Source organism: Methylobacterium sp. WL64 (assembly GCF_008039945.1).
Lineage (GTDB): Bacteria > Pseudomonadota > Alphaproteobacteria > Rhizobiales > Beijerinckiaceae > Methylobacterium.
This window is the reverse complement of sequence record NZ_VRVA01000209.1, coordinates 1-4,982: the sequence shown is the minus strand read 5'-3', so window position 1 is coordinate 4,982 and position 4,982 is coordinate 1. Positions and strand designations below refer to the sequence as shown.

Genomic DNA, 4,982 nt, shown 5'->3' with positions numbered 1-4,982 from the left:
CCCCTTGCCCGGCCCCCTTGCCCGACGGCCTTGCCCGACGGCCTTGGTCGCACAGGTTGAGGCCGGCTCGTGCAGACGAACCAGCGCCGACCGGAGGTCCGTGGTGCTGCGCCGGCGCGGCCCCGCCACGGATTCGCTTCGCCGGGAGGCTTTCGAAGCCTCGGCGAAAAAAGATGGGCCCAGGTACTAGACGACCGGTCTAATCAGGACTATCTCAGCGTCATGGCACGCCTCAACACGCATACCGACACCCGGCAGGAGATTCTCGACACCGCCTACGGCCTGGTGGGCGCGAAGGGGTTTTCCGGGGTCGGGCTCAACGAGATCCTGGCTTCGGCCGGGGTCCCGAAGGGATCGTTCTACCACTACTTCGGCTCGAAGGAGGCTTTCGGCGAGGCGCTCCTGGCCGATTACTTCGAGGGGTATCTCGCCGCTCTGGATGCGACGCTCGCCGAGCCCGGCTTGGACCACGCCGAGCGCCTGATGAACTACTGGCGCAAATGGCAGGCGACGCAGGGCAGCGTCGATTATCAGCGCAAGTGCCTGGCGGTGAAGCTCGCCGCGGAAGTCTCGGACCTGTCCGAGGCCATGCGGCTCGCCCTCAAGGGCGGGACCGCCGGGATCATCGAACGGCTGGCGCGGGCGATCGAGGCGGGGGCCGCGGAGGGCTCCTTGAAGGTGGAGGGCACGCCCCACGCCACCGCCGAGGCGCTCTATCACGTGTGGCTCGGCGCGAGCCTGATGGCGAAGATCGTGCGGACCGACGCGCCGTTCGAGGCCGCGATGACGACGACGCGACAGATCCTCGGACTCGCCTGACGCGAGCCCGAGGTACGGCGCGGGCGGTCGAACCGTGCCTGCTCGTGTAGAACTATTAGACGACTGGTCTACTCAAGTAAACGATGAAGCCTCCCCGAACCGGCGGAGGCGAGGACACCACGCAAGGAGCGAGTTCATGCCCCACGGAACGAAGACTGCAGCCGTCCCCGCCCTCGTCACCGCCGGGTTGATGAGCGCCGCCCTGCTCGGCACCTCCGCGGCCATGGCGCAGGAGCGGATCACCCTGGAGACCATCGGCGCAGTCCGCATGGCCGGCAGCAGGCTCGACGACGGCCGCCGCGTGAACCCGCAGGTTCGGCCGGCCGAGACGGGATCCGCGCAAGAGCAGCGCGCGGACGATCCGTCGAAGGCGCACTGACGCCGCCTCGGCGTCCCCCATGCCATGTGAAATCCCGGCCGATCGATCGATCGGCTGGCGGAAGCTTCCCTTCGACCTGAACGATCACGGAGAACGACGATGAAGATCCTGATGGTGCTGACCTCCCACGATCAGCTCGGCGACACCGGCCGCAAAACCGGTTTCTGGCTGGAAGAGCTCGCCGCGCCCTACTACGTGTTCAAGGATGCCGGCGCCGAGATCGTGCTGGCCTCGCCCCGGGGCGGACGGCCGCCGCTGGACCCGAAGAGCAGCGAGCCGGGTTCGCAGACCGACGCGACGCGCCGGTTCGAGGCGGACGAGGAAGCGCTGGCGGCGCTCGAGACCACGACACGGCTCGATGCCGTCTCCCATGACGGGTTCGACGCCGTGTTCTATCCGGGCGGCCACGGTCCGCTTTGGGACCTCGCCGAGGACCCCGTCTCGATCAGGCTGATCGAGACGACGCTGGCGGCCGGCAAGCCCGTCACCCTCGTCTGCCATGCCCCCGGCGTCGTGCGCCACGCGAAGGCCCTCGACGGGACGCCGCTCGTCCAGGGCAAGGCCGTCACCGGGTTCACGAACACCGAGGAGGAGGCGGTCGGCCTCACCGAGGTCGTTCCCTTCCTGGTCGAGGATGCGCTGCGCCGGAACGGCGGCCGGTTCTCCAAGGCCGGCGACTGGGCGCCGTACGTGGTGGCCGACGGCCTGCTCATCACCGGCCAGAACCCGGCCTCTTCCGGGCCGGCCGCCGAGCGTCTCCTCGCGCATCTCGCGAACGGCTGACGACACCACCCTCCGTCTCCGGACACCGTCCGCCCGCGCATCCGCGCGGGCGGCGACCGGCCCCGGGGCGACGCCGCCGGCCCGACAGAGGTCCGCACGTCGGCAGAAGCCTCCCCCCTCGACATCCATCGCGAAGGACACCGGCCCATGACAAACGATATCGTTTTCTCGGACGCGACCCAGCTCGCCGCGCTGATCCGCACCCGCCAGGTCTCGCCGGTGGAGGTCATGCAGGCCCACCTCGACCGCATCGCGGCCGTCGATCCCAAGGTCAACGCCATCGTCACCGTGGCGGAGCGGGCGCTCGACGGCGCCCGCGCGGCCGAAGCCGCGATCCTGGCCGGGGGCGAGATCGGGCCCCTGCACGGGGTGCCGTTCACCGTCAAGGATTCGATCGACACCGCCGGCGTCCCGACCCAGCGCGGGTCGCCGATCTTCCGGGGCCGCATCCCCACCGCGGACGCCACGAGCGTCGCCCGCCTCAAGGCCGCCGGGGCGATCCTGCTGGCCAAGACCAACCTGCCGGAATTCTCATACTGGATCGAGAGCGACAACCTGCTCTCCGGTCGCTCGAACAACCCCTGGGACCTCGAGCGGACGCCCGGCGGGTCGAGCGGGGGCGAGTCGGCGGCCATCGCGGCGGGTATGTCGCCGCTGGGCCTCGGCACCGACCTCGCCATCTCGGTCCGGGGCCCGGCCGCGCAGACCGGGATCGTCTCGCTGAAGCCGACCCACGGGCGGGTGCCGATGACGGGGATCTGGCCGCGCGCGCCGCGGCGCTTCTGGCATGTCGGCCCGATGGCCCGCTCCATCCGGGACCTCGCGCTGGCCTTCTCGCTCCTGTCCGGTCCCGACGGCGAGGACGGCTACGCGTCCCGCACCGTCGCCGCCGATGCCGGCCTGGGCTCCGCGCCCGGCCGTCCGCTCCGGGTGGGCTGGCTGGTCGAGCCGGGCTTCGGCCCGATCGATCCCGAGGTCGCCGCCACCGTCCGGGCGGCGGCCGAGGCCCTTAAGGCCGCGGGCTGCGTCGTGGAGGCCGTGCGCATCCCGGCGCTGGAGCCTGACTTCGCCCTCGACGTCTTCAACACGCTGCACGTCATGGAGATGAAGCCGGCCTTCCGGGAGGCGACGGAGGGCCGGAGCCGGGACGAGATCTACACCATGGCCAGGACCATGCTGGCGCTCCCGGCCTCGTCGATGGACGACTACATCGCGGCCGAGCAGGCGGCGGAGCGGCTGCGGGACGGCTACGCCGACTACTTCCGGCGCTACGACGCGCTGATCACCCCGGTCCTGCCGATCCCGGCCCACAAGCACGGCGTCACGCACTTCGTCATCAACGGGCAGACCGTCGACGCCACCTACCTCCAGGGCGCGACCGTGCCGCTGAACGTCACCGGCCTGCCCGGCCTGTCGATGCGGTTCGGGACGAGCGGCGAGGGACTGCCGATCAACGTCCAGGTCGTCGGCAGCTGGCAGGCCGAATCGACGATCCTGCACGTCGCCGCGCTGCTGGAGGCGGCGAGCCCGGTGCGTGGGCTGCACCCGAACCTGTAGGCCGCCGTCGCGCTTGTCCCGCGGGATCGCGCTTACGAAGCCGGATGCTGCCTCCAACTCACGATCGGCGCCCCGACCTGACGCGCTGCCCCGTCGGGGCGCAGATGCGCCTACCGCTTCTTGCCCAGCTCCGCGGCGATGTCCTTCGTCATCCGGCCGACCTTCCGATGCGCCGCCGTCAGCTGGTCCTGGGTAACGCCCCAGCGCTTCATCCAGAACTCGACGGCCTTGCGTTCCGACAGATCGAGCCGGTCCTTATCGATGAAGCCACGCTTGTCCTTGAGGCCAGCCATGGGAAATCCTGTTGTGTTGGTGACTGCGGGTTAGGAGGGGGCGCGAGACATGCGGGGGAATCGCAGCGATGCCCAGACCCATGGGGCCACGCAGCGCACCGATGCGGCGGGTTGCCCGGCCGGTCGGCGCTCTTGTGATGGAAGTCGGCGCGCAGGAACGCGGCGCCCTGTGTCGGGCTGCCGGCCATGTCGGGCGCCGCGGCCGGGGAGGCGAAGTCCCGGTGATGGTGCTCGCGCGGGCGCGGCAGACCGGTCAAAGCGGCGTGGATCGGATCCTGCGCGGGCGGTCGCGGACTGTCCGCGAGGGCGTCGCGGGTGGGCGCCCTCGCAAACGGCGCGCTCATCAGGACGACCGATCCGAACACGTCGGGCCGGGCCAGGGCGCAGAAGCCCGCGACCCGGGAGCCGAAATCGTGACCGGCGATGAGCCCGGGAAAGGCGTGAGCATGACCACACTGTGAAGACGTCTGATCCAGTCAGCCCGGGGGCCCGTCCCCATCGCGGTTCAGGCTCCCACACGGATTGAAGTGACGGATCGTGACAGCGTTGCAAACGCAGCGTCGGGATCAGCGCGCCAGGCCGAAACAGAAATGAAAAACACCCCAGGAGCGGGTGCTCCCAGGGTGTTGCCGACCTCGCGGCCAGATTGATCGGGCTGGGGATCCGGAGGCCGACAAGTTGCCGGCGCCTTCCGCGGCGGGGAGCGAGGAGGAGGACCAACACCTCTCGCCCACCGGCCACATCTCCCGGCGTTGAGGCCGGGAGGAGCGCGATCCGATACTAGTACGAGCCGAACTTGTAGTTCAGGCCGGCGCGGACGACGGCGAACTCGTCGTCGCGACGACCGATGGCGCTGTAGGCCACCGGGACGAGGTTGGCGGCGTTGACGACCAGGGCGCCCTGGTTGCGGTTGCCGCGCTCCAGGTTGACGTACAGACCTTCGATCTTGAACGTCACGGCCGAGGACCGGAAGAAGTTCAGGAACGACTCGGTGGGGAGGGCGAACTCGACACCGCCGCCGACGGCGTAGCCGGTGCGGAAGCTGTCGTTGCCGGCGTAGCCGCCGAACGAGCGGTCGGCGCTGCCCGAGCCGTAGGCGAAGCCGCCGGTGCCGTACACGAGGGTGCGGTCGAAGGCGTAGCCGAGGCGGC

General features: G+C 70.2%; 6 protein-coding genes. 4 read left to right on the top strand and 2 right to left on the bottom strand.

All coding sequences use genetic code 11. The annotated features are described in order from the left end of the window. Positions 1 to 222: 222 nt before the first annotated feature. The 4 genes from FV242_RS32575 to FV242_RS32560 all read left to right on the top strand — a co-directional run bounded on the left by FV242_RS32575 (position 223) and on the right by FV242_RS32560 (position 3,538). Complete coding sequence (locus tag FV242_RS32575) at positions 223 to 819, top strand: TetR/AcrR family transcriptional regulator (protein WP_147941823.1); 597 nt, start codon at positions 223 to 225, stop codon at positions 817 to 819. A 136-nt stretch (positions 820 to 955) separates the two neighbouring features. After that, positions 956 to 1,198: a hypothetical protein gene (locus tag FV242_RS32570; RefSeq protein ID WP_147941822.1), complete on the top strand. Its 243-nt coding sequence runs from the start codon at positions 956 to 958 to the stop codon at positions 1,196 to 1,198. A 99-nt stretch (positions 1,199 to 1,297) separates the two neighbouring features. Further along, positions 1,298 to 1,981 carry a type 1 glutamine amidotransferase domain-containing protein gene (locus tag FV242_RS32565; RefSeq protein ID WP_147941821.1) on the top strand — a complete coding sequence of 228 codons (684 nt, stop codon included), beginning with the start codon at positions 1,298 to 1,300 and terminating at the stop codon, positions 1,979 to 1,981. 147 nt (positions 1,982 to 2,128) lie between these two features. Beyond that, a complete protein-coding gene (locus FV242_RS32560) occupies positions 2,129 to 3,538 on the top strand; it encodes an amidase (protein ID WP_147941820.1) in 1,410 nt (469 codons plus the stop codon). Between the two features lie 110 nt (positions 3,539 to 3,648). Here FV242_RS32560 and FV242_RS32555 read toward each other — a convergent pair whose 3' ends face one another. Together FV242_RS32555 and FV242_RS32550 are read right to left on the bottom strand one after the other, a co-directional pair. Beyond that, positions 3,649 to 3,831 carry a DUF3606 domain-containing protein gene (locus FV242_RS32555; protein ID WP_003600567.1) on the bottom strand — a complete coding sequence of 61 codons (183 nt, stop codon included), beginning with the start codon at positions 3,829 to 3,831 and terminating at the stop codon, positions 3,649 to 3,651. 780 nt (positions 3,832 to 4,611) lie between these two features. Continuing rightward, positions 4,612 to 4,982 (bottom strand): outer membrane protein (locus FV242_RS32550; protein ID WP_368732195.1); only part of this gene is annotated, 371 nt, incomplete at its 5' end.